The following is a 22,280-nucleotide window of genomic DNA, read 5'->3' on the forward strand; positions in this document are numbered from 1 at the left end:
CTATGCCGAAACTGCTGCCGATAATCGTTCGGCGACAGCTGCGTGTGCTGGCGGAACAGGCGGGCGAAGAAGCTGGCGTCGTCGTAGCCCACCTCGTAGCTGATGGTCTTGATGCTCTTGCGGGTGGTCGACAGCAGACCCTTGGCGGTCTCGATGCGCAGCCGCTGCAGGTAGTGCAGGGGCTTGTCGCCGGTGGCGGCCTGGAAGCGGCGCATGAAGTTGCGGATGCTCATGCCGTGCTGGCGCGCCACGTCCTCGAAGCGGAATTTCTCCGCGTAGTGTTCCTCCAGCCATTCCTGGATCTGCAGCACGCTGCCGTCCTGGTGCAGCTTCTGCCCGCCGAAGCCGATCCGCCCAGGGCTGTAGCTGCGGCGCACCTCGAACAGGATGTCGCGGGCCATGCCCTGCGCCACCGAGGCGCCGCAGAAGCGCTCGACCAGGTACAGGTAGAGGTCGCAGGCCGAGGTGATGCCGCCGGAACAGAACAGCCCGTCGGCGTCGGTGAGGTGCTTGTCCGGGTTGAGCAGCACGCGCGGGAAGCGGCGGGCGAACTCGCGCTGGAAGCGCCAGTGGGTGCAGGCTTCCTTGCCGTCCAGCAGGCCGGCCTGGGCCATCCAGAAGGCGCCGGTGGCTTCGCCGGCGATCAGCGCGCCGCGGGCATGCTGCTGACGCAGCCAGGCCGGCACGCCCGGGTAGCGCTGGCAGAGTTGATCGAAATCGCCCCAGAAGGCCGGCAGTACGATGATGTCGGCTTCGCCGAGGTCCGCTTCGACTTCCAGAGCGGTGCCGCTGAAGGTGTTCACCGGTCGGCCGCCGGGGCTGACCAGGCGGGTGTCGAGCAGGGGGGAAGCATCGTGTCCGAGGCGCTTGGCGTCGCGCAGCCCGGCCATGTGAAAGAAGTCCTTGGCATGCATCAGGGTCGAGGCGAACACCCCGTCCGTGGCCAGAATGCTGATCTGTTTCATGGTCGCCCGGTATCGTTATTGTGATTATCTGATGGCGGAAATGCCGCGCTTCGGCGGAATCGTCCTAGCTTTCGCCGGCCTTGTCCAGACGGCCATTGCAACGAACCCCTCGGCCGGGCGCCCGTCCAATGGGCACAGGAGGCCTTCATGACGCAAACCCGGATGTACCCCGCAGCACCCTTCGCCGACTGGGACGGTAGCGTCGCTGCCGCCCGTGCCATGCAGGATCGGCTCGCCGCCCAGGTCCGCCTGGTGGACGACCTGCCGCCGTTGCGGGTGATCGCCGGCGTCGACGTCGGCTTCGAGGAAGGCGGCCAGGTTACCCGGGCGGCCGCGGTGCTGCTCGATGCGCAGACGCTGGAGCCGCTGGCCGAATGCGTGGCGCGCATTCCCACCTCGATGCCCTACATCCCCGGGCTGCTGTCGTTCCGCGAGCTGCCGGCGCTGCTCGAGGCGCTCGAGCGGCTGCCGCAGGTGCCCGACCTGATCTTCGTCGACGGCCACGGCATCGCCCATCCGCGGCGCCTCGGCGTGGCCGCGCACCTGGGCGTCGCCACCGGGCTGCCGACCATCGGGGTGGCGAAGAAGATTCTCACCGGCAGCCACGAGGAGCTGCCGACCACCAAGGGCTCGCAGGTGCCGCTGATCGGTCGCGACGGCAGCGTCATCGGCACCGTCCTGCGCAGCAAGGACGGGGTGCGCCCGCTGATCGTCTCGCCCGGCAACCGGGTGAGCCTGCCGACGGCGGTCGAGCGGGTGATGGCCTGCCTGACCCGCTACCGCCTGCCCGAGCCGACGCGGCTGGCCGACCGCCTGGCCTCGCGGCGCGGCAAGGAGCACCGGTTACCACCGGAAACCTGAGGAGGCTTGCCGGGCGGCCGGTCGGGGGGTAGGTTGCGTGCACCAAGGAGCACGACATGCAACTGGACCCCACCACCGGCTGGTGCCATGGCATCGCCCACTGCCACTCGCCGAATTTCAACGAGCGGCCGACCGGCGAGATCTCGCTGCTGGTCATCCACAACATCAGCCTGCCGCCCGGCCAGTTCGGCTGCGGCCAGGTGCACGCACTGTTCCAGAACCGCCTGGACCCGCATGGACATCCCTATTTCGCCGGCATCGTCCATCTCACCGTCTCCGCGCACTTCCTCATCGAGCGTGACGGCACCGTCACGCAATTCGTCAGCTGCCTCGACCGCGCCTGGCATGCCGGGGCCTCGCGGTTCTGCGAGCGGGACAACTGCAACGACTTTTCCATCGGCATCGAGCTCGAAGGCACCGACGACACGCCCTTCACCGAGGCGCAGTACCAGGTGCTGATCGAACTGACGCGCCAGTTGCAGGCCGGCTACCCGGCGCTCACCCCGCAGCGCGTCTGCGGGCACAGCGACATCGCACCGGGCCGCAAGACCGACCCCGGCCCGGCCTTCGACTGGCAGCGCCTGCGCGCCGCCGGCGTGGTCGCCTGAACGCAATGACGGAGCGCACATGAGTTTTCTGGTGTTGATTCTGGTCCTGGTGGTGGAGAAGTTCTCGGCCCTGCGTCACCGGCTCCAGCACGACGGGCCCTGGCTGGCCTGGCTGTCGCGTTGCCAGCAGGGCGGATGGCTGCCTGCCGCGCCCTGGACCTGCCTGCTGGCGGCGGTGCTGCTGCCGGTGCTGGCCGTGGGGCTGCTGCTGCGCCTGCTCGAACCCTTCGCCTACGGCTGGCTGGTGCTGCCGGTGCACCTCGTGGTGGTGCTCTACAGCCTGGGACGGGGCCACCCCAGACATCAGCTCGGCGGCTTCCGCGACGCCTGGCGCCGCGGCGATACCGAGGCGGCGGCGCTGGTCGCGCAACGCGACCTGGCGCTGGAGGCGCCGACCGAGCGGGCATTGCTCGAGCGGGTGCAGGACCATCTGCTCTGGCAGAGCTTTCAGGGGTTCTTCACGGTGATCTTCTGGTACGTGCTGCTCGGGCCGCTGGCGCCGCTGGCCTACCGGCTGCTGGCTTTGGCGGCCGAGCACGGCGGCAGCGAAGCCGTGCGCGAACGCGCGGCACAGCTGCGCCACGCCTTCGACTGGCTGCCGGTGCGCCTGCTGGCGCTGACCTTCGCGCTGGTCGGCCACTTCTCCGGCGTCCTGCAGCGACTGCTGCCCGAACTGCTGCACTGGGAACTGCCGGCCGCGCGGCTGCTGGCGTCGACCGGCCCGGCCGCGGCGGACCTGCATGGCGACGAGATCGCCACCGAGCGCGGCATCGCCCGGCTGGATGCGCTCTGGGCGCTGCTGGTGCGCTCGGCGATGTTCTGGTACGCCGCCCTGGCGCTGTGGACCATCGTTCGCTGAATGACGCGCCCTTCGCTATGCGCATGACACAGCCCGGCCGTCTGTCCCGGGGCATGCAGGCCGCCGGCGGAGACCACCGCTGCGCTTCGTCGGCTGGCATCATTTCGCCATTACCTTAAGTTACAAAACGCGCCGTCGATATCTCGTATAACTGCAACGCCAACGCTGACGAACCCTGCTGCAGCTCCCCCGCTGCGCACATTCCAACAATTATGGGAGCCGTCGTTGTGAACAGCCTGCTTTATCCGGCCATCGGCCTGATGAATCGGCTGAGCTTCGGTATGAAGTTCAGCCTGATCAGTGTCCTCTTCTTCATCCCCATGCTCGCCACCAACTTCTACCTGGTGCGCGGTTCCTACGCGCAATACGTCGGCACCCGCATCGAGCAGGAAAGCCTCGGCGTGCTCGGCGAGGCGCTGCAGCTCAGGCGCGCGCTGGAGCAGTGGAACGACCTGGCGCAGCTCGACGCGCTGATCGGCCAGTCCGGCAATGCCCAGGGGCTGGACGCGCGCCTGAGCGAGACCCGCAGCGCCGTCGGCGAACGTTTGGCGGCGCTGCGGCCGGTTGGGGCCGATGCCGAGCAGGTGGCCGAATTCAGCGCCCGCCTCGACCAACTGAAGGCCGCGGTGGCCGCCGTCCAGGCCGAGCAGGCGCTGCAGTCGCGGGTGCCCATGGTCGGCAAGCTGCTCGGCCAGTCGCAGGTGCTGATCCGCCTGATCGCCAGCCAGTCCGGGCTGAGCCAGGACGCCGAGCGGGACATCCGGCAGATGAGCGAACTGCTCACCACCGTCACCCCGGCGATCAGCGAGGCGCTGGCCCAAGGCCGGGCGACCGGCGCCGGGACCTTCGGCCAGGGCTTCCTCAATTCCAATGCCGGCGACAGCCTCGACGCCCTGGTGGTCGAGCTGGAACGGCTGCACGGCCAGTACGCCGCCCAGCTGCAGGAAGCCCTGGCCAGCGGCCCGGAGGCGCGCAGCCGGCTGGAGGCGATCGGCGCCGCCAGCCTGCAGTCGCTGAAGACCAGCGCCGACCTGATCCAGGACGAGGTGATCGTCGCCAACGACCTGAACCAGCCATGGGGCCGTTTCTTCGACGCTTTCAGCGGCGAGATGGCCAAGACCTACCGGCTCAACGACGCCACGCTGGACTACCTCGACAGCCGCCTGCAGGCGCGCCTGGAACACAAGCGGCTGCAGATGATCGGCCTGCTGGCCGCGCTGTTGCTGGTCTTCGTGCTGATCGTCTACCTCTATGCGGCCTTCTACGTCTCTACCCGGCAGTCGCTGAAAAGCCTCGGCGAGGTGCTGAGCCAGGTCGCCGCCGGCGACATGACCGCGCGCTTCGAAGTGCGCAGCCGCGACGAACTCGGCGAGCTGGGCGAGGTGTTCAACGCCTCGGTGACGCAGATCCACGAGCTCATCCAGCGGGTCGGCGAGACCGCCGCCGACGTCGGCCGCCAGGCCGGGCAGGTGGAGCGCATCTCCGGCGAGAGCAACCAGGCGGTGGCGACCCAGCGCGGGCGCATCGAACAGGTGGCTACGGCGATGAACCAGATGTCGGCCACCGCCAACGAGGTGGCCGGCAGCGCCGCCGCCGCAGTGGACAGCGCGCGCCGGGTCAACGACGAGACTGCCAGTGGCCGCCAGCTGGTGGAGGCCCAGGTGTCGGGTATCCAGCGCCTGGCGGGCGAGATCGACCAGTCGGTCAGCGTGATCAACCGCCTGGCCGGCGACAGCGCGGCGATCAGCCAGGTGCTCGACGTGATCAAGGGCATCGCCGAGCAGACCAACTTGCTGGCGCTCAACGCCGCCATCGAGGCGGCGCGCGCCGGCGAGCAGGGCAGGGGCTTCGCGGTGGTGGCCGACGAGGTGCGCAACCTGGCCAGGCGCACCCAGCAGTCGACCGAGGAAATCGAGCAGATGATCGGCCGCGTGCAGGACGGGGTCGACGCGGCGGTCAGGACCATGCACGCCAGCCATCAGATGACCGAAGCCACGGTGAGCCAGTCGGCACAGGTGCGCCAGGCGCTGGAGAACATCCTCGAGGCGGTCGGCAGCATCGTCGGCCAGAGCCAGCAGATCGCCGCGGCGGCCGAGCAGCAGACCGCGGTGGCCCACGACATCGACGGCAACATCGTGGCGATCAACCAGGCCGGCGAGCGCACCGCCGAGGGCGCCGGCCACACCGAGCAGGCCAGCCGCGAGCTGTCGCAGCTGGTCGGGCGACTGCAGCAGTTGATCGGCGCCTTCCGCGTCTGACGGTCAGCGCCCCGAACCGGCGGACATGGCCACCGCAGCCGCCGCCGTTCGGGTTTCCACCCCCAGCTTCACGTAGACGTGCTCCAGGTGCTTGTTCACCGTGCGCGGCGACAGCCCGAGGATGTCGCCGATGTCGCGGTTGGTCTTGCCACAGGCGACCCAGTGCAGCACCTCCACTTCGCGCCCGGTGAGCTGGAAGCGGGCGGCGAGCACCGCGCGCAGTTCGCCCTCGTCGCGCACCGCCGCGCCCGGCTGCGCCGCCTGGCGCGCCGAGCGCAACGTGCGCGCGGTGCGCAGGTGGGCGCCGACGCGGGCGACCACCTGTTCCGGGTGGATCGGCTTGGTCACGTAGTCGATGCCGCCGGCGGCGAAGCCCTCGAGCACGTGCTCGCTGTCGGTCAGCGCGGTCATGAACAGCACCGGCACGTCCTCGAAATCGGCCTGGGCCTTCATCTGCCGGCAGGTCTCGAAGCCGTCGAGGCCCGGCATCACCGCGTCGAGCAGGACGATTTCCGGCTTGATCCGGCGCATTCGTTCCAGGGCGCTGGCGCCGTCCAGCGCCACCAGGATCATGTAGCCGGCCTGCTCCAGCGCGCTGGACAGCAGCGCCAGGTTGTCCGGGACGTCGTCGACGATCAGGACCACCCCCTGGTGTTCGGTGCTCGGGGCGCTGTTCATCGGTCTGCGTTCTCCATGGTCGGGGTGGCGTCGGGGCGGGCCGCCGGCAGCATCTCGGCCAGCCGCCGGCCCAGTTCGTCGAGCTGGAAGCGCCGCGCGTAGCCGCGCAGGCGCTCGATGGCTTCGCCGCAGTGCGGCTCCTGCTCGGCCAGCCGGTCGAGGCGTTCGAGCACGCCGCGCACATAGCCGAGCGCGGCCAGCTCCTGCAGGTCGAGCAGCGCCTGGCGCGAAGGCGTCGCCGGGCTGGCGGCGGGCGCGTCGCGCTTGAGCCAGTCGAGCTTCAGGTGATGTTCGATCTTGGCCAGCAGCGTCGGGGTGTGTACCGGCTTGGGCAGGTAGTCGTTGCACTGCGCGCGCAGGCTGCGCTCGCGGTCGTCGGCAAAGGCGCTGGCGGAGATCACGATGATCGGCGCGGTCGAGCCGACCCGCCGGCGGATCAGCTCGCTGGTCTGCCAGCCGTCGAGCTGCGGCATCGACAGGTCCATGAGGATCAGGTCGGGATTGTGCAGCGAGGTCTGTCTCAGCGCCTCCTGGCCGCTGGCGGCGAGGATCACCTCGAAGCCGAGCGGGGCGAGCATGCCTTCGAGCACCTGGCGGTGTTCCAGGTGGTCGTCCACCACCAGGATGCGCCGGCGTTCGCCGCGGTAGCCGAGGATGTCGTGCTCGACGTGTACCACCGCCTGCGGCACCCGCACCTCGGGCAGGTAGATGCGCAGCTGGAAGGTGGTGCCGCGGCCCGGCTCGCTGCTGACCGACAGCGCCCCGCCCATCAGCGCGGTGAGCATGCGGCTGATGGTCAGACCGAGGCCGAGGCCGTGGTCCCGGCGCAGCGGATCGCCGCGCTCGAAGGGCTGGAACAGCCGCTCCAGCTGCTGCGGGGCGATGCCGATGCCGGTGTCGACGATCTCGAAGGTGGCGGTCTCGCGCAGGTAGCCCATGCGCAGGGTCACGCCGCCGCGGTCGGTGTAGCGCACCGCGTTGCCCAGCAGGTTGATGAGGATCTGCCGCACGCGCTTCTCGTCGCCGCGCACCACCGCCGGTACCCGGCCCTGGGGTTCGAAGGCGAAGGCCAGGCCCTTCTCCTGTGCCTGCGGATCGAACATCTGCCGCAGCTGCTGGAGGAACTCGGGGAAGGGGATCTCGCACAGCTCCAGGTGCAGCTTGCCGGCCTCGATCTTGGCGATGTCGAGCAGCCCGTCGATCAGCGACAGCAGGTGCGAGCCGCTGCGGTAGATGGTCCCCAGCGCTTCCCGGTGGCGCGAGGCGATGGCCGCGTCGCGCTGCAGGATCTGGGTGTAGCCGAGGATGCTGTTGAGCGGAGTGCGCAGCTCGTGCGAGAGCCCGGTGACGTAGCGGCTCTTGGCGGCGTTGGCCGCCTCGGAGGCCTCCTTGGCCTTCTGCAGTTGCTCGTCGGTGCGCCGGTGCGCTTCGATCTCGTGCATCAGCAGGTGCGTCTGGCGGTCCGATTCCTCCTGCGCCACCTTGCGGCTCTCGCGGGTGAGCACCACCCACCAGGCGAGGATGCCGGCCAGCAGCGAGAGCGTCAGGAACGCCTTGAGGAAGGCCTGGTAGAGCGCTTCGAGCGCCTGCTGCGGATCGCTGGCGACGCTGTGCGCGACCTGCGTGTAGAGCACCCAGAGGGCGATGGCCAGCAGCCCGGTGATCAGTCCGAGCACGCCCAGGTACTGGGCCAGGCGCGTGTGCAGGCGCGGGATCGAGACCTTGGGAAAGGCCCAGCGGACGAAGTCGTCGAACTGCTCGGCGAGCCGCGCCCGCGGCTTGCAGGCGTCGCCGCAGCGGGCGTCGAGCGAGCAGCACAGCGAGCAGATCGGGCTGCCATAGGCCGGACAGAACGCCATGTCCTCCGGCTCGAAGGCATTGCTGCACAGCCCGCAGCCGACCAGCCCCTGCTGGCGCGGATGCAGCAGCTCCGGGGCGCTGGTGCGGGCGATGTAGTAGCGCCCGCCGGTGAGCCAGGCGATCAGCGGCGCGCAGACCAGCGCGGTGGTCAGCGCGATCATCGGCGAGGCCGCCTGGGCCAGGGCGCCGAGCGCGCCGAGGTGGGCGAGGATCGACAGCAGCGAGGCGATGACCATGGCGCCGACGCCCACCGGGTTGATGTCGTACAGGTGCGCGCGCTTGAACTCGATGTGCCGCGGCGACAGGCCCAGCGGCTTGTTCACCACCAGGTCGGCGACCAGCGCTCCGATCCAGGCGATGGCCACGTTGGCGTAAAGCCCGAGCACCTGCTCGATGGCCTCGAACACGCCGAGCTCCATCAGCATCAGCGCGATCACCACGTTGAACACCAGCCACACCACCCGGCCCGGGTGGCTGTGGGTGACCCGCGCGAAGAAGTTCGACCAGGCCAGCGAGCCGGCGTAGGCGTTGGTCACGTTGATCTTCACCTGCGACACGATGACGAACAGCACCATGGCGCCGAGCGCCCATTCCGGTGAGGCGAACACGTAGTTGAAGGCCACCAGGTACATCTGCGTCGGCTCGCTGGCCTTGTCCACCGGGATCTCGTGCTGCAGCGCGAGGAAGGCGAGGAAGGCGCCGGCGAGCATCTTCAGCGCGCCGGGAATGATCCAGCCGGGCCCGGCCAGCAACATCGCCGCCCACCAACGCTTGCGGTTGTGGCGGGTCTTCTCCGGCAGGAAGCGCAGGTAGTCGACCTGCTCGCCGATCTGGGTGATCAACGCCAGCGCCACCGTGCAGGCGGCACCGAACGACAGCAGGTTGAACGCGCCGCCGTCACCCTCGCGGCCGGCGAAGGACGACAGGTCGCCGAGCGCGCCGGGATTCTTGTGGATGACGAACACGTAGGGCAGAAACAGCAGGAACAGCCACAGCGGCTGGGTCCACAGCTGCAGGCGGCTGATGCGCGTCACCCCGTAGGTCACCAGCGGGATGATGATGATCGAGCAGATCACGTAGGCCAGCGCCAGCGGAATGGAGAAATACAGTTCCAGCGCGAGCGCCATGATCGCCGCTTCCAGGGCGAAGAACAGGAAGGTGAAGCTGGCGTAGATCAGCGAGGTGATGGTCGAGCCGATGTAGCCGAAGCCGGCGCCGCGGGTCAGCAGGTCCATGTCCAGGCCGTAGCGCGCCGCGTAGTAGCTGATCGGCAGGCCGGTGAGGAAGATCACCAGCGACACCGCCAGCACCGCCCAGAGGGTGTTCGTGAAGCCGTAGGAGAGTGCGAGGGTGCCGCCGATGGCCTCCAGCGCGAGGAACGACACGGCCCCCAGCGCAGTGTTGGCGATGCGGAACTCCGACCATTTGCGAAACGAGGTCGGGGTGAAACGCAGGGCGTAGTCTTCCAGGGTCTCGTCGGCGACCCAGGAATTGTAGTCGCGCCGGATCTTGACGATCCGCTGGGTGCCCGTCGAGTGCATGTCTGCGCTCCCGGCTGCTTGTTTGCTGTACCGCGTTAGCAACTTCTGTGCCCCGTGCTTCGCCGCATCCCCGCCGTGCCGTGGTTCGCCGCCTGCAGGCGGGCGGCCGTCCCGGACGCTCCGTTCGCCGCCCCCGGTGCGTGCACCAAGGGCTCTGGCTCGGGCGGGAGCATGCACCAGGCCGACGCGGCGCGCGGTACGTCAGATGACGTATGCCGTTACGTCAATCTGCGTATACCGCGGCAGAACCGACCCGGCCCATTCTTGCTCCCGACCCGATGCCGGTCCGCCACCGTTGCGACAAGCCGGGCACGGCCCACCGAGACAGGAGCACAACCATGGACTTGAAACAGACAGGCGCGTCACGCCTTCTCCCGCGGCGCCTCGCGCAGGGCGCCGCGGCCCTCTCGATGCTGGCGATGAGCGTCTTCGCCTCTTCGGCCGGCGCCGAGGTCAACAGCACCGGCCTGGCGGTCACCGACACCGAGGTGATCGTCGGCCAGCTGCATTCGGCCACCGGCACCATGGCGATCTCGGAAACCGGCTCGATCCAGGCCGAGCGCCTGGCCATCGAACAGATCAACGCCTCGGGCGGCATCCTCGGCCGGCAGATCAAGGTCATCCAGGAAGACGGCGCCTCCGACTGGCCGACCTTCGCCGAGAAGGCCAGGAAGCTGCTCGAGCGCGACAAGGTCGCCGCGGTGTTCGGCTGCTGGACCTCGGCCTCGCGCAAGGCCGTGCTGCCGATCTTCGAGAAGGAGAACGGGCTGCTCTACTACCCGACCTTCTACGAAGGCCTGGAGCAGTCGAAGAACGTCATCTACACCGGCCAGGAGGCGACCCAGCAGATTCTCGCCGGCCTCGACTGGGTGGCCAAGGAGAAGGGCGCCAAGACCTTCTACCTGCTCGGCTCGGACTACATCTGGCCGCGCACCTCGATGAAGATCGCCCGCAAGCACATCGAGAACGTGCTCGGTGGCCAGGTGGTCGGCGAGGAGTACTACCCGCTGGGCAACACCCAGTTCGGCTCGCTGACCAACAAGATCAAGCTGAAGAAGCCCGACGTGATCTTCGCCGCCGTGGTCGGTGGCTCCAACGTGGCCTTCTACAAGCAGCTCAAGGCCGCCGGCATCACCTCCGACAAGCAGACCCTGCTGACCCTCTCGGTGACCGAGGACGAACTGCTCGGCATCGGCGGCGAGAACATGGCCGGCTTCTACGCCTCGATGAAGTACTTCCAGAGCCTCGACAACCCGAACAACTCCGAATTCGTCAAGGCGTTCAAGGCCAAGTACGGCAACGACGCGGTGATCGGCGACGTGACCCAGGCCGCCTACCTCGGGCCCTGGCTGTGGAAGGCCGCGGTCGAGAAGGCCGGCAGCTTCGACGTCGACAAGGTGGTCGCGGCCTCTGCCGGCCTGGAACTCGATACCGCGCCGGAAGGCTACGTCAAGGTCCATGAGAACCAGCACCTGTGGAGCAAGACCCGCATCGGCCAGGTCCAGGCGAACGGCCAGTTCGCGGTGGTCTACGAGTCCGACCTGATCGAGCCCAATCCTTTCCCGAAGGGCTACCAGTAAAGCGAGAGCCGAGAAAAGCGCTGGAGGCTGGACGAGGGCAAACCCGTTCAGCCTCCAGCCTCCAACGGCGTTTATCGAGGAGACCCTCATGGACCTATCGCTATCGGACTTCGGCGCCATCGCCATCATGCAGGGGTTCAACGGCCTGTCCGTGTTCTGCGTCCTCCTGCTGATGGCGCTGGGCCTGGCGATCATCTTCGGCCAGATGGGCGTCATCAACATGGCCCATGGCGAGTTCCTCACCGTCGGCGCCTACACCACTTTCCTGGTCTCGTCGCTGACGCTCAGGTTTCTGCCGGAGCTGCAGCCTTACTACTTCTTCGTCGCCATCGTGCTGTCGTTCCTCATCGCCGGGGCGCTCGGCTGGCTCGCCGAATGGGCGCTGATCAGCAAGCTCTACCACCGGCCGCTGGACACCCTGCTGGCCACCTGGGGGCTGTCGCTGGTGATGCAGCAGGCGTTCCGCTCGATCTTTGGGGCCCGCGAGGTCAGCGCCAGCATGCCGGACTGGCTGATGGGCTCCTGGATGCCCACCGACACCATCGACATTCCCCTCAACGGGCTGTTCGTGATGGCGGTGACCCTGCTGCTGACGGTGGCCATCTTCGTCCTGCTGTACCGCTCGCGCTGGGGCCTGCAGGTGCGCGCCACGGTGCAGAACCGGGTGATGGCGCGTTCGGTCGGGATCAATACGAAGAAGGTCGACCGCATGACCTTCGCCCTCGGCTGCGGAGTGGCCGGGGTCGCCGGCGCGGCCTTCACCACCATCGGCTCGACCGGGCCCACCTCCGGCTCGCTGTACATCGTCGACACCTTCCTGGTGGTGGTCTTCGGCGGCGCGGCCAGCCTGTTCGGCACCATCGCCTCGGCCTTCTCCATCGCCCAGACGCAATCGATGGCGGAGTTCTTCATCAGCGGCTCGATGGCCAAGGTGCTGACCCTCTCGGCGGTGATCCTGATCCTCATGCTGCGCCCGCAGGGGTTGTTCTCCCTCAAAGTTCGGAAATAGGAGCCGCCCGATGAAGTCATTTTTCGACAAGCTGGCCGGCAGCAAGCAGGGGGCCATCGGTTTCTTGATCCTCGCCGCGCTGATCCTGGTGGTGTTCCCGCTGACGCTGGACGCCTTCCGCCTGAACATGGTCGGCAAGTACCTGACCTACGCCTTCGTCGCCGTCGGCCTGGTGCTGTGCTGGGGCTACGGCGGCATCCTCAGCCTGGGGCAGGGGATCTTCTTCGGCCTCGGCGGCTACTGCATGGCGATGTTCCTCAAGCTGGAAGCGTCCGACCCGGAAAGCACCAGGATCCAGTCGACGCCCGGCATCCCGGACTTCATGGACTGGAACCAGCTCACCGAGCTGCCGCTGTTCTGGGAGCCCTTCCACAGCTTCGGCTTCACCCTGTTGGCGGTGGTCGCGGTGCCGGTGTTGCTGGCCTTCATCGTCGGCCTGGCGATGTTCAAGCGGCGGGTCGGCGACGTGTACTTCTCCATCGTCACCCAGGCGATCGCGGCGATCCTGACCATCCTCATCATCGGCCAGCAGGGCCTGACCGGCGGCGTCAACGGCATCACCGACCTGCGCACGCTGATGGGCTGGGACATCCGCAGCCACGAGGCGAAGACCGTGCTGTACTTCGTCGGCGCCTTCCTGCTGCTGGCCTGCATCCTGATCGGCCGCTTCATCCTCGCCTCCAAGCTCGGCCGCCTGCTCATGGCGATGCGCGACAAGGAGGAGCGGGTGCGCTTCTCCGGCTACGACGTGGCCAGCTTCAAGATCTTCGTGTTCTGCGTGGCGGCGGCCTTCTCCGGCATCGGCGGGGCGCTGTTCACGCTGCAGGTCGGCTTCATGTCGCCGAGCTTCGTCGGCATCGTGCCCTCGATCGAGATGGTCATCTTCGCCGCGGTCGGCGGGCGCATGTCGCTGCTCGGCGCGGTGTACGGCGCGCTGCTGGTGAACTACGGCAAGACGGTGTTCTCCGAGAGCTTCCCCGAGCTGTGGCTGTACTTCATGGGCGGGCTGTTCATCGCCGTGGTGATGTACTTCCCCAACGGCCTGGCCGGCTTGTACCAGAGCCACGGGCGCAAATGGCTGGCGCGCCTGGGCCGCTGGCGCCCGAAGGCACGCCGGGCCGAACCGGTGGCGGCGCGTCCGGCGCCGAGCAGCACCCCTGAACCCACTTCGCCCGCCCTGGAGACCACCCCATGAGCCCGACCGGCTTCCAGTCGCCCAAACCGGTGCTGGCCATCGAAGGCCTGACCGTTTCCTTCGACGGCTTCAAGGCGGTCGACAACCTCAACCTGTACTTGGACCGCAACGAGGTGCGCGTGGTGATCGGCCCCAACGGCGCCGGCAAGACTACCGTGCTCGACCTGATCTGCGGCAAGACCCGCGCCACCGCCGGCTCGATCGAGTTCGACGGCCGCGAGCTGACGAAAATGAAGGAATTCGACATCGTCCGCGCCGGGGTCGGTCGCAAGTTCCAGAACCCCTCGATCTACGAGAACCTCAGCGTGTTCGAGAACCTGGAGATGTCCTACCCGGCCGGCCGCAAGGTGTTCGGCGCGCTCTTCTTCAAGCGCTCGGCCGAGGTGGTCGCTCGGGTCGAGGAGGTCGCCGCCGAGATCGGCCTGGCCGACCAGTTGCACGACGAGGCCGGGCTGCTCTCCCACGGGCAGAAGCAGTGGCTGGAGATCGGCATGCTGCTGATGCAGGACCCGGCACTGCTGATGCTCGACGAGCCGGTGGCCGGCATGAGCGTGTCCGAGCGCCTGCAGACCGCCGAGCTGCTCAAGCGCATCAGCCAGGGCCGCTCGGTGCTGGTGATCGAGCACGACATGGAGTTTGTCAAGAGCATCGCCCACCGGGTCACCGTACTGCACCAGGGCAAGCTGCTCGCCGAGGGCAGCATGGACGCGGTGCAGAACAACCCCAAGGTGATCGAGGTGTACCTGGGGCATTGAGGCGGTACGGGCCTTGGAGCGGGTGGATAACGCTTCGCGGTTATCCACCCTACGCCGGGCCAGCCGTAGGGTGGACATCGCCGCAGGCATGTCCACGCGGATCGCCCGTTCGTAGGTCGGCTCGAGCCAAGCCAAACAGGCACAACAGGAGTTCAGCATGTTCCAGATCAGCAACCTCGCCTCCGGCTACGGCCAGAGCCAGATCCTCCACGACCTGAACCTGCAGGTCGCCAAGCAGGAGATCGTCGCGGTCATGGGCCGCAACGGCATGGGCAAGACCACCCTGTTCAAGACGCTGATGGGCATCGTCGGGCAGACCGCCGGCAGCGTGAAGGTCGACGGCCGGGAAGTCGCCGGCCTGGAGACCCACCAGCGGGTCGAGCGCGGCGTCGCCTACGTGCCCCAGGGACGGATGATCTTTCCCAGCATGACGGTGCTGGAGAACATCCAGACCGGCCTGCCGGCCTCGGCCGGCGGCAAGGTGCCGGAGGACCTCTACGCGCTCTTCCCGGTGCTGCACGAGATGCGCAAGCGCAAGGGCGGCAACCTCTCCGGCGGCCAGCAGCAACAGCTGGCCATCGCCCGCGCGCTGGCCACCAACCCCAAGGTGCTGCTGCTGGACGAGCCCACCGAGGGCATCCAGCCGTCGATCATCAAGGACATCGCCCGCACGCTCAAGGAGATCCGCTCGCTGCGCGACCTGACCATCGTCGTCTCCGAGCAGGTGCTGTCCTTCACCATGGAAATCGCCGACCGCTTCCTGGTCATCGAGAAGGGCCGCTTCGTGCTCGAGGAAAGCGCGGCCAATGCGGACGAGGCGACGATCAGTCGGTATTTGTCGGTTTAGGGGAAGAGCCGATAAAAGCGCTGGAGGCTGGAAGGCTGGACGGAAAGCACATTCGTGTCGTCTGAGGGGTTCAGTGCCGTTCGCCTTTTCGTCAGGCCGTAGGGTGGACAACGGCGCAGCCTTGTCCACCGTGCCTTCCAGCCTTCCAGCCTTCCAGCCTTCCAGCCTTCCAGCCTTGAGCCGGTGCGCAGGCCCTGCGCACCGGCCTTCGGCCGCCTGCATGAAAACCGGCGGAGGCCGCGTCAGCACTGGCCCGGGCATACGTCATCCAACGTATTTTCCCGCCGACCGATGCGGCGAAGACTAGGCCCGTACTCAGCGCAACGCTGATCCATTCACGGTCCCAGGAGCTTCGTCATGACCGATACGCTGATCAAGGTCGATTTGAACCAGCCCGCCCCCGAGAACGAGCAGATCCACAACCGCTGGCACCCGGAGATCCCGATGGCCTGCTGGGTGAATCCGGGCGACGACTTCATCCTCGAGACCTACGACTGGACCGGCGGCGCGATCAAGAACGACGACGACGCCAGCGACGTGCGCGATGTGGACCTGTCCACCGTGCACTACCTGTCCGGCCCGGTGGGCGTGAAGGGCGCCGAGCCGGGCGACCTGCTGGTGGTCGACCTGCTCGACATCGGCGCCAAGCAGGATTCGCTGTGGGGCTTCAACGGCTTCTTCTCGAAAACCAACGGCGGCGGTTTTCTTACCGACTACTTCCCCTCGGCGCAGAAATCCATCTGGGACTTCGAGGGCATGTTCACCAGGAGCCGGCATATCCCCGGCGTGCGCTTCGCCGGCCTGATCCACCCCGGCCTGATCGGCTGCCTGCCGGATCCCAAGCTGCTGTCGGCCTGGAACGAGCGCGAGCAGGCGCTGATCGACACCAACCCGACCCGCGTGCCGCCGCTGGCCAACCCGCCATTCGCCGCCACCGCCCACGCCGGCAAGGCCGCCGGCACGCTGCGCGACAAGATCGCCGCCGAGGGCGCGCGCACCGTGCCGCCGCGCGAGCACGGCGGCAACTGCGACATCAAGGACCTGTCGCGCGGCTCGAAGATCTTCTTCCCGGTCTACGTCGACGGCGCGGGACTGTCGGTGGGCGACCTGCACTTCAGCCAGGGCGACGGCGAAATCACCTTCTGCGGCGCCATCGAGATGGCCGGCTGGGTGCACATGAAGGTCGAGCTGATCAAGGGCGGCATGGCCAAGTACGGCATCAAGAACCCGATCTTCAAGCCCAGCCCGATCGTCCCCACCTACAACAACTACCTGATCTTCGAAGGCATCTCGGTGGACGACAGCGGCAAGCAGGCCTACCTGGACGTCAACCTGGCCTACCAGCAGGCCTGCCTGAATGCCATCGAGTACCTGAAGAAGTTCGGCTATTCCGGCGCTCAGGGTTACTCGTTGCTCGGCTCGGCGCCGGTGCAGGGGCACATCAGTGGCGTGGTCGACATCCCCAACGCCTGCGCCACGCTCTGGCTGCCGACCGACATCTTCGAGTTCGACATCAACCCCAGCGCCGCCGGCCCGATCAAGCATCTGGACGGCAGCATCGACATGCCCATCGCGCACGACAAATGAGCATGCCGCCCCTCTCCCTCGGGAGAGGGGCCGGAGGTGAGGGTATTTTGACGAACCGAGAGGAACCGGCCATGCCCGTCTACGAATACGACTGCGCCGCCTGCGGCGACTTCACGATGCTGCGGCCGATGGCCGACCGCGACCAACCGTGCGCCTGCCCGGCCTGCGGCGACCTCGCCTCGCGGGTGATCCTCAGCGCGCCGGGGCTGGCGACCATGGCCGGCAGCCAGCGCCGCGCCATCGAGACCAACGAGCGCAGCGCCCACGCCCCGCAATCGCTGGCCGAATACAAGGCCAACCGCAAGCACGGCGCCGGCTGCAGCTGCTGCGGCCCGAGCAGGCCGAACACACCGACCAAGGCCAACCCGCACGGGCTGAAAGCCAGCCCCTCGGCGCGGCCGTGGATGATCAGTCACTAAAAGCGCTGGAGGCTGGAGGGCTGGACGGGGCCTCGCACCGCGTCCGGCCTCTGTCCCTCCGACCCATAGGGCGTGCTGGACAGCGCAGGCAGCCTGGCGAGAGCTCGCTGCCGGTCCAGCCTCCAGCCTTCCAGCGCTCTTTTCGTCTTTTTGAGGAGTCTTCCCATGCGTCACGGAGATATTTCCAGCAGTCCCGACACCGTCGGCGTCGCCGTCGTCAACTACAAGATGCCGCGCCTGCACACCAAGGCCGAGGTCCTCGACAACGCCCGCAGGATCGCCGAGATGATCAAGGGCATGAAGCTCGGCCTGCCGGGCATGGACCTGGTGGTGTTCCCCGAATACAGCACCATGGGCATCATGTACGACCCCGGCGAGATGATGGAAACCGCCGCTACCATTCCCGGCGAGGAGACCGCGATCTTCTCCGCCGCCTGCCGCGAGGCGAAGACCTGGGGCGTGTTCTCGCTGACCGGCGAGCGCAACGAGGACCCGGCCAAGGCGCCCTACAACACCCTGATGCTGATCAACGACCAGGGCGAGATCGTGCAGAAGTACCGCAAGTGCATCCCCTGGTGCCCGATCGAGGGCTGGTACCCCGGCGACCGCACCTATGTGACCGAAGGCCCGAAGGGCATGAAGATCAGCCTGATCATCTGCGACGACGGCAACTACCCGGAGATCTGGCGCGACTGCGCGATGAAGGGCGCCGAGCTGATCGTGCGCTGCCAAGGCTACATGTACCCGGCCAAGGACCAGCAGGTGCTGATGGCCAAGACCATGGCCTGGGCCAACAACTGCTACGTGGCGGTGGCCAACGCCGCCGGCTTCGACGGCGTCTATAGCTACTTCGGCCACTCGGCGATCATCGGCTTCGACGGCCGCACGCTGGGAGAATGCGGCGAGGAGGAGATGGGCATCCAGTACGCCCAGCTGTCGGTCTCGCAGATCCGCGACGCACGCGCCAACGACCAGTCGCAGAACCACCTGTTCAAGCTGCTGCACCGCGGCTACACCGGTATCTACAACTCCGGCGACGGCGACAAGGGCGTGGCCGACTGCCCCTTCGAGTTCTACCGCACCTGGGTGCTGGACGCGCAGAAGGCGCAGGAGAACGTCGAGGCCATGACCCGCGGCACCGTCGGCGTCGCCGATTGCCCGGTGTACGAACTGCCGCACGAGGGCCGGGAAAAGACCGTCGGCTGATCCGGCGGCGCCCCTCTCCCCGGAGGGGCGAGGGGCGGGGCGGTGTGGGATCCGGGCGTCGTGCGCGCCGACCCGCCACACCTTCGCCCGCCGCCTCACTGAACAGTCCCCTCTCCCCTTTGGGGAGAGGGTTAGGGTGAGGGGCGTACGCCCACCCCAACCTGCACCGAGACACCCATGCCCTTCGTCAACGACCTGATCGAACACAACCGCGCCCAGGCCGGGCAGGATGCCGAGCGTGCGCGCGCCGAGGCGGCCAGGGCCTCGCGCTTCCTGTTCGAGGTCGACCAGGCCATGGCCCTGCTGCGCAGCCGCATCGTCGGCCAGGACGCCGCGCTGGCGGCGATGGAGGCGATGCTCCAGGTGGTCAAGGCCGGCATCGGCGACCCCGAGCGGCCGCTGGCGGTGAACCTGTTCGTCGGCCCCACCGGGGTCGGCAAGACGGAGATCGTCCGCCTGCTGGCCGAGGCCATCCACGGCCGCCCGGACGCCTTCTGCCGCATCGACATGAACACCCTGGCGCAGGAGCACTACGCCGCCGCGCTGACCGGCGCGCCGCCGGGCTACGTCGGCAGCAAGGAAGGCACCACGCTGTTCGATGCCGAGGCCATCGCCGGCAGCTTCAGCCGCCCGGGCATCGTGCTGTTCGACGAGCTGGAAAAGGCCAGCCGTGAGGTGGTGCGCAGCCTGCTCAACGTGCTGGAGACCGGGCGGCTGCGGTTGACCTCGGGCAACCGCACGCTGGATTTCCGCAACACCCTGGTGTTCATGACCAGCAACGTCGGCGCGCGCGAGGCCTGGGAGCACCGCGCCCGTTTCGCCCGCGGCTGGCGCCGCTGGTTCGGGCTCCAGCCGAGCGGCGAGCAGCGCCTGGTGGAGGCGGCGCTGCACCGCCATTTCGACCCGGAATTCCTCAACCGCCTCGACCGCGTGCTGCTGTTCGAACGCATCGACGGGCGCTGGGCCCAGCGCCTGCTGGACATCGAACTGGCGCGGCTCGGCCCGCGGCTGGCGCGCCAGGGGCGGCGGGTCGAGCTGTCGCCGGCGGCGCGCGAGGCGTTCTGTGCCGACCTCGACCCGCGCTTCGGCGCCCGCGATCTCGGCCGGCGCCTGCGCACGCGCCTGGAACCGGCGCTGGCCGGGGCCCTGCTGAACGCGCCACAGGTCGACCGCCTGAGGGTCGATATCAGCGGTGGGGAACTGGTGGTCGAGGCGCTGCCGGACGACTGACGCGGGCGTCAGCTTTCCAGCCGAACAGCTCGCAGCTGTTCCGATAGCTGGCCTCGGCCAGTTCCTCCGGGGCGATGCCCTTGAGCCCGGCCAGTGTCCGGCAGATCGCCGGCAGGTGCTCGGGGCTGTTGCGCATGCCCGGGTGGCTGGCCGGGGCGATGTCCGGGGCATCGGTCTCGAGCACGATGCTGTCGAGCGGCAACTGCTGTAGCACGCGGTGCATGCGGTGCGCCTGCGGCCAGGTGCCGGCGCCGCCGAGGCCGAGCCTGAAGCCCAGGCGAATGTACTCGCGGGCTTCCTCCCAGCTGCCGCTGAATGCGTGTGCGACGCCCGCGCGGACCAGTTTGTGGCGCTTCAGCAGGGCGAGCACCGGCGCATGGGCGCGGCGCACGTGCAGCAGCACCGGCAGCTCGAACTCGGCGGCCAGCGCCAGCTGCGCGTCCAGCCAGTGGTGCTGGGCCTCGCGGTCGGGGTTCTCGATGTAGTAGTCCAGCCCGATCTCGCCGATGGCGCAGAGCTTGTCTTCGCCACGCAGGCGCGCCAGCCAGCCGCGCAGTTCGTCCAGGTGCTCGGGGCGGTGGTCCTGCAGGAACACCGGGTGCAGCCCCAGCGCTGCGTATGCCGTCGGCTCGTCGCAGGCCAACTGCCAGACGCGCGCCCAGTTCGCCGCGTGCACGCCGAGCACCACCACGCGCTCCACGCCCGCCTGCCGACAGCGCGTCAGCACCTGATGGCGGTCGGCGTCGAAGTGTTCGAAATCGAGATGGGTGTGGGTGTCGATCAGGCGCATCGGCATAGCTTCCGGCCTGCGTTGCCCGGGGGCAACCACTCAGCGCTCCAGTTCGATTTCGATGTCGCTGACGCCGAGTTCCAGCATTCTGCTGTCCTCGCTGGGCACCTCGGGTATCTCCCAGGGAGCGTCGGCCGCGGCGCGGTGTTCCTTGACGTGATGCAGGAGGATCTCCAGTTCGGCCTGCTCCAGGCTCGGCTCGTCGAAGGCGCTCATGGTCAGGGAGGCCGGATTGCCGTTGATGGTGTAGCGGATGCGGTAGCGCTTGAGTTCGGTCATGGCGGCGTCTGCGATGCATGGATTCCCTTCATCCGACCGCGGAAAGCCCGCCAGGCTCCGGGCAGGACAATCCGACCAGACGCGCATGGAAGCCTCCGGGGCTTTGCCGTAATCTGCCCGGCAAACCCACAGGAGCCCATGCGCCCCCGATGAAAACACCGAAACGACTGGAACCGCTGGTGGATGACGGGCTGATCGACGAGGTCCTGCGCCCGTTGATGAGCGGCAAGGAGGCCGCCGTGTTCGTCGTGCGCTGTGGCGACGAACTGCGCTGCGCCAAGGTCTACAAGGAAGCCGGGCGGCGCAGCTTCAAGCACGCCGTGGCCTACCAGGAAGGCCGCAAGGTGCGCAACAGCCGCGATGCCCGGGCCATGGCGCGGGGTTCGAAATACGGCCGGCGCGAGCAGGAAGAGGCCTGGCAGAACGCCGAGGTGGCGGCGCTGTTCCGTCTCGCCCAGGCCGGCGTGCGCGTGCCCAAGCCCTACGATTACGTCGACGGCGTGCTGCTGATGGAGCTGGTCACCGACGGTGAGGGCGACGTGGCGCCGCGGCTGAACGACGTCGAGCTGCACCCGGACGACGCCCGCGAATTCCATGCATTCATGATCGGCGAGATCGTCAAGATGCTCTGCGCAGGGCTGGTGCATGGCGACCTCTCCGAATTCAATGTGCTGCTCGGTCCCGACGGCCCGGTGATCATCGACCTGCCGCAGGCGGTGGATGCCGCGGGCAACAACCATGCGTTCGCCATGCTCGAGCGTGACGTCGGCAACATGGCCGCCTACTTCGGGCAGTTCGCCCCGGAGCTGCGCTACACCCGTTATGCGAAGGAAATGTGGGCGCTCTACCAGGCCGGCGAGCTCAGCCCCGAGGCCGAATTGACCGGCCAGTTCGCCGAGCCGGAGGACGCCGCCGATCTCGAGGCGGTGATGCGCGAAATCAAGGCCGCGCTCGTCGAGCAGGAACGCCGCGAGGCGGCACGTGAGCCGCAGGACGACCGCGACGAGCCACCGCCGCCGCCGTGGATGCAGCAATGACCGCGGGGTAGGGCATTTGGTCACTTGACCGAGGCGGGCCGGCTGACGATGCTGTCGCCTTTGTGCCAGTACAGGTTCCGGGAGCCACCACATGCAGGGCCAAGCACCAGTCGTCGACTACCTCAAGACTCTCCTGCGCGGCGAGCTGGCGGCCCGCGACCAGTACCTGCTGCATTCGCGGATGTACCTGGACTGGGGCTTCCACAAGCTCTACGAGCGGATCAACCACGAGATGGAAGAGGAAACCCAGCACGCCGACGCCCTGCTGCGGCGCATCCTCTTTCTCGAAGGCACGCCGGACATGTCGCCGGAAGCCATCCACCCGGGCCAGACCGTGCCGGAGATGCTCGAGGCCGACCTGGCGCTGGAGTACAAGGTCCGTGCCGCGCTGGCCCAGGGCATCGCCCTGGCCGAGCAGCACGGCGACTACCCGACCCGCGACATCCTCCAGGCCCAGCTCAAGGACACCGAGGAAGACCACGCCTACTGGCTGGAACAGCAGCTCGGCCTGATCGACCGCATCGGCCTGCAGAACTACCTGCAATCGCAGAGCTGATCCCGCCTGGACAGGGACGTCCATGCAACCTGCCGTCTACCTGCTCGCCAGCCGGCGCAACGGGACGCTCTACGTGGGTGCCGCCTCGTCGCTGGCCAGGCGTATCTGGGAACATCGCGAGGGTGTGTACCGGGGTTCACCGGGCGCCATGGGGTGAAGA

21 protein-coding genes are annotated in these 22,280 nt (G+C 68.0%); 16 read left to right on the forward strand and 5 right to left on the reverse strand.

The features are described 5' to 3' along the window. Nucleotides 1-965 (reverse strand): GlxA family transcriptional regulator (locus H610_RS23895; protein WP_043238592.1); only part of this gene is annotated, 965 nt, incomplete at its 3' end. 147 nt (nt 966-1,112) lie between these two features. Here H610_RS23895 and nfi point away from each other — a divergent pair. From nfi to H610_RS0113610, 4 genes are all read left to right on the forward strand, one after another. Beyond that, nucleotides 1,113-1,826, forward strand: a complete 714-nt coding sequence (gene nfi / locus H610_RS0113595) for a deoxyribonuclease V (protein ID WP_028240176.1) — start codon at nt 1,113-1,115, stop codon at nt 1,824-1,826. A 56-nt stretch (nt 1,827-1,882) separates the two neighbouring features. Next, on the forward strand, nt 1,883-2,434 hold the full coding sequence (gene ampD, locus H610_RS0113600) for a 1,6-anhydro-N-acetylmuramyl-L-alanine amidase AmpD (protein WP_028240177.1): 552 nt from the start codon (nt 1,883-1,885) through the stop codon (nt 2,432-2,434). Between the two features lie 19 nt (nt 2,435-2,453). Further along, on the forward strand, nt 2,454-3,293 hold the full coding sequence (gene ampE, locus H610_RS0113605) for a regulatory signaling modulator protein AmpE (protein WP_028240178.1): 840 nt from the start codon (nt 2,454-2,456) through the stop codon (nt 3,291-3,293). 227 nt (nt 3,294-3,520) lie between these two features. Continuing rightward, a complete protein-coding gene (locus H610_RS0113610; RefSeq protein ID WP_028240179.1) occupies nt 3,521-5,551 on the forward strand; it encodes a methyl-accepting chemotaxis protein in 2,031 nt (676 codons plus the stop codon). 3 nt (nt 5,552-5,554) lie between these two features. Here H610_RS0113610 and H610_RS0113615 read toward each other — a convergent pair whose 3' ends face one another. Together H610_RS0113615 and H610_RS0113620 are read right to left on the reverse strand one after the other, a co-directional pair. Next, nucleotides 5,555-6,229 (reverse strand): response regulator, encoded by a 675-nt coding sequence (locus H610_RS0113615; protein ID WP_028240180.1) that lies wholly within the window; start codon nt 6,227-6,229, stop codon nt 5,555-5,557. Further along, a complete protein-coding gene (locus H610_RS0113620; RefSeq protein ID WP_028240181.1) occupies nt 6,226-9,630 on the reverse strand; it encodes an ATP-binding protein in 3,405 nt (1,134 codons plus the stop codon). The genes H610_RS0113615 and H610_RS0113620 overlap by 4 nt, the downstream gene beginning before the upstream one ends. Nucleotides 9,631-10,040: 410 nt before the next feature. Between H610_RS0113620 and urtA the strand changes: the two genes are divergently transcribed. The 9 genes from urtA (at nt 10,041) to H610_RS0113665 (ending at nt 19,458) form a co-directional block, all read left to right on the forward strand. Then, entirely contained in the window at nt 10,041-11,210 is a 1,170-nt protein-coding gene (gene urtA, locus H610_RS0113625) for an urea ABC transporter substrate-binding protein (protein WP_236614303.1), read from the forward strand. An 88-nt stretch (nt 11,211-11,298) separates the two neighbouring features. After that, nucleotides 11,299-12,219: an urea ABC transporter permease subunit UrtB gene (urtB, locus tag H610_RS0113630; protein ID WP_028240183.1), complete on the forward strand. Its 921-nt coding sequence runs from the start codon at nt 11,299-11,301 to the stop codon at nt 12,217-12,219. A 10-nt stretch (nt 12,220-12,229) separates the two neighbouring features. Next, on the forward strand, nt 12,230-13,414 hold the full coding sequence (gene urtC / locus H610_RS0113635; RefSeq protein WP_028240184.1) for an urea ABC transporter permease subunit UrtC: 1,185 nt from the start codon (nt 12,230-12,232) through the stop codon (nt 13,412-13,414). Next, on the forward strand, nt 13,411-14,169 hold the full coding sequence (gene urtD, locus H610_RS0113640) for an urea ABC transporter ATP-binding protein UrtD (protein WP_028240185.1): 759 nt from the start codon (nt 13,411-13,413) through the stop codon (nt 14,167-14,169). The genes urtC and urtD overlap by 4 nt, the downstream gene beginning before the upstream one ends. A 157-nt stretch (nt 14,170-14,326) precedes the next feature. Beyond that, complete coding sequence (gene urtE, locus H610_RS0113645; protein ID WP_028240186.1) at nt 14,327-15,016, forward strand: urea ABC transporter ATP-binding subunit UrtE; 690 nt, start codon at nt 14,327-14,329, stop codon at nt 15,014-15,016. Nucleotides 15,017-15,373: 357 nt separating this feature from the next. Next, nucleotides 15,374-16,603 carry a formamidase gene (fmdA, locus tag H610_RS0113650; protein ID WP_028240187.1) on the forward strand — a complete coding sequence of 410 codons (1,230 nt, stop codon included), beginning with the start codon at nt 15,374-15,376 and terminating at the stop codon, nt 16,601-16,603. Nucleotides 16,604-16,674: 71 nt separating this feature from the next. Further along, on the forward strand, nt 16,675-17,022 hold the full coding sequence (locus H610_RS0113655; protein WP_028240188.1) for an FmdB family zinc ribbon protein: 348 nt from the start codon (nt 16,675-16,677) through the stop codon (nt 17,020-17,022). A gap of 165 nt (nt 17,023-17,187) precedes the next feature. Then, nucleotides 17,188-18,228 carry an aliphatic amidase gene (locus H610_RS0113660; RefSeq protein ID WP_028240189.1) on the forward strand — a complete coding sequence of 347 codons (1,041 nt, stop codon included), beginning with the start codon at nt 17,188-17,190 and terminating at the stop codon, nt 18,226-18,228. A gap of 177 nt (nt 18,229-18,405) precedes the next feature. After that, entirely contained in the window at nt 18,406-19,458 is a 1,053-nt protein-coding gene (locus H610_RS0113665) for an AAA family ATPase (RefSeq protein ID WP_028240190.1), read from the forward strand. Here the strand turns inward: H610_RS0113665 and H610_RS23900 are convergent. Both H610_RS23900 and H610_RS0113675 read right to left on the reverse strand, forming a co-directional pair. Continuing rightward, nucleotides 19,415-20,248 carry a TatD family hydrolase gene (locus H610_RS23900; RefSeq protein WP_051231747.1) on the reverse strand — a complete coding sequence of 278 codons (834 nt, stop codon included), beginning with the start codon at nt 20,246-20,248 and terminating at the stop codon, nt 19,415-19,417. The two genes, H610_RS0113665 and H610_RS23900, sit on opposite strands and share 44 nt — an antisense overlap. Nucleotides 20,249-20,287: 39 nt before the next feature. Continuing rightward, nucleotides 20,288-20,527, reverse strand: coding sequence for a hypothetical protein (locus tag H610_RS0113675; protein ID WP_028240191.1), 240 nt, complete (start codon nt 20,525-20,527; stop codon nt 20,288-20,290). A 149-nt stretch (nt 20,528-20,676) separates the two neighbouring features. Here H610_RS0113675 and H610_RS0113680 point away from each other — a divergent pair, with 149 nt between their 5' ends. The 3 genes from H610_RS0113680 to H610_RS25865 all read left to right on the forward strand — a co-directional run bounded on the left by H610_RS0113680 (nt 20,677) and on the right by H610_RS25865 (nt 22,277). Then, nucleotides 20,677-21,564: a PA4780 family RIO1-like protein kinase gene (locus tag H610_RS0113680; protein WP_028240192.1), complete on the forward strand. Its 888-nt coding sequence runs from the start codon at nt 20,677-20,679 to the stop codon at nt 21,562-21,564. Between the two features lie 91 nt (nt 21,565-21,655). Next, nucleotides 21,656-22,120 (forward strand): bacterioferritin, encoded by a 465-nt coding sequence (gene bfr, locus H610_RS0113685; RefSeq protein WP_028240193.1) that lies wholly within the window; start codon nt 21,656-21,658, stop codon nt 22,118-22,120. 22 nt (nt 22,121-22,142) lie between these two features. Beyond that, nucleotides 22,143-22,277: a GIY-YIG nuclease family protein gene (locus tag H610_RS25865; protein ID WP_201768370.1), complete on the forward strand. Its 135-nt coding sequence runs from the start codon at nt 22,143-22,145 to the stop codon at nt 22,275-22,277. The last annotated feature ends 3 nt before the right edge of the window (nt 22,278-22,280 follow it).

It is taken from the genome of Stutzerimonas azotifigens DSM 17556 (genome assembly GCF_000425625.1).
GTDB lineage: Bacteria > Pseudomonadota > Gammaproteobacteria > Pseudomonadales > Pseudomonadaceae > Stutzerimonas > Stutzerimonas azotifigens.

Excerpts from the sequence above, each read along its gene's own strand:
- urtD (WP_028240185.1), top strand. The coding sequence starts at position 13,411 with ATGAGCCCGACCGGCTTCCAGTCGCCCAAACCGGTGCTGGCCATCGAA.
- H610_RS0113615 (WP_028240180.1), bottom strand. The coding sequence starts at position 6,229 with ATGAACAGCGCCCCGAGCACCGAACACCAGGGGGTGGTCCTGATCGTC.
- H610_RS0113680 (WP_028240192.1), top strand. The coding sequence starts at position 20,677 with ATGAAAACACCGAAACGACTGGAACCGCTGGTGGATGACGGGCTGATC.
- H610_RS0113620 (WP_028240181.1), bottom strand. The coding sequence starts at position 9,630 with ATGCACTCGACGGGCACCCAGCGGATCGTCAAGATCCGGCGCGACTAC.
- urtA (WP_236614303.1), top strand. The coding sequence starts at position 10,041 with ATGCTGGCGATGAGCGTCTTCGCCTCTTCGGCCGGCGCCGAGGTCAAC.
- H610_RS25865 (WP_201768370.1), top strand. The coding sequence starts at position 22,143 with ATGCAACCTGCCGTCTACCTGCTCGCCAGCCGGCGCAACGGGACGCTC.
- H610_RS0113655 (WP_028240188.1), top strand. The coding sequence starts at position 16,675 with ATGCCCGTCTACGAATACGACTGCGCCGCCTGCGGCGACTTCACGATG.
- nfi (WP_028240176.1), top strand. The coding sequence starts at position 1,113 with ATGACGCAAACCCGGATGTACCCCGCAGCACCCTTCGCCGACTGGGAC.
- H610_RS0113675 (WP_028240191.1), bottom strand. The coding sequence starts at position 20,527 with ATGACCGAACTCAAGCGCTACCGCATCCGCTACACCATCAACGGCAAT.
- ampE (WP_028240178.1), top strand. The coding sequence starts at position 2,454 with ATGAGTTTTCTGGTGTTGATTCTGGTCCTGGTGGTGGAGAAGTTCTCG.
- urtE (WP_028240186.1), top strand. The coding sequence starts at position 14,327 with ATGTTCCAGATCAGCAACCTCGCCTCCGGCTACGGCCAGAGCCAGATC.
- ampD (WP_028240177.1), top strand. The coding sequence starts at position 1,883 with ATGCAACTGGACCCCACCACCGGCTGGTGCCATGGCATCGCCCACTGC.
- bfr (WP_028240193.1), top strand. The coding sequence starts at position 21,656 with ATGCAGGGCCAAGCACCAGTCGTCGACTACCTCAAGACTCTCCTGCGC.
- urtC (WP_028240184.1), top strand. The coding sequence starts at position 12,230 with ATGAAGTCATTTTTCGACAAGCTGGCCGGCAGCAAGCAGGGGGCCATC.
- H610_RS0113660 (WP_028240189.1), top strand. The coding sequence starts at position 17,188 with ATGCGTCACGGAGATATTTCCAGCAGTCCCGACACCGTCGGCGTCGCC.
- H610_RS23900 (WP_051231747.1), bottom strand. The coding sequence starts at position 20,248 with ATGCGCCTGATCGACACCCACACCCATCTCGATTTCGAACACTTCGAC.
- H610_RS0113665 (WP_028240190.1), top strand. The coding sequence starts at position 18,406 with ATGCCCTTCGTCAACGACCTGATCGAACACAACCGCGCCCAGGCCGGG.
- fmdA (WP_028240187.1), top strand. The coding sequence starts at position 15,374 with ATGACCGATACGCTGATCAAGGTCGATTTGAACCAGCCCGCCCCCGAG.
- urtB (WP_028240183.1), top strand. The coding sequence starts at position 11,299 with ATGGACCTATCGCTATCGGACTTCGGCGCCATCGCCATCATGCAGGGG.